This window comes from Acinetobacter sp. ACNIH3 (assembly GCF_002918965.1).
GTDB classification, from domain to species: Bacteria; Pseudomonadota; Gammaproteobacteria; order Pseudomonadales; family Moraxellaceae; genus Acinetobacter; species Acinetobacter schindleri.
The window spans coordinates 1-564 of sequence record NZ_PQLP01000158.1 but is presented as its reverse complement, the minus strand read 5'-3'; the positions used below and the strand labels follow the sequence as shown (position 1 = coordinate 564).

Annotated in this window: 1 tRNA gene; it reads right to left on the bottom strand. The window is 38.5% G+C overall.

What is annotated here, in order from left to right:
- Window positions 1–437: 437 nt before the first annotated feature.
- Window positions 438–513, bottom strand: a tRNA-Ala gene (locus tag C3420_RS17205).
- Window positions 514–564 lie beyond the last annotated feature (51 nt).

Genomic DNA, 564 nt, shown 5'->3' with positions numbered 1-564 from the left:
AACAAGATCAACTAGTAAACTAGCCTTTCTCACAGTTAGAGTTTCGTGCACTTAAGCACTGTACAGCTTCAATTAGATTCATATACCAAAACGCTTGATTCAGTTTAATCGCTAGAACTCATTTCTTAATCTTCATATCTCAGTAATAAATCACTGTTAATGTCGATCTTAAAACGAGTTTGAACAAATTATTTCAACTCAAATATATTCTGTTAATGATTCACTGTACCCTCGTCGGACTACAGTCAACTGTGATAAATCACAGAGCTTAATAACAATGCCGCGCATTATACGCAACTTAATCACTAAGCTCTATAAGCTATCAGTTCGTTCGCTCAAAGACCAAACAACTTCAACACTGTATGATTACATACTGCGCGAAGCGTAGCTTCTTGCTTAAATTTCAAGGAAAAGCATGCTTTTCTTGTCTTGAAATTTGGTGGAGACTAGGAGAGTCGAACTCCTGACCTCCTGCGTGCAAAGCAGGCGCTCTACCAACTAAGCTAAGTCCCCAGCTTATCATATAGGATTCAATGCTCTGATTTTCTGTTTGCAGATGGTGGG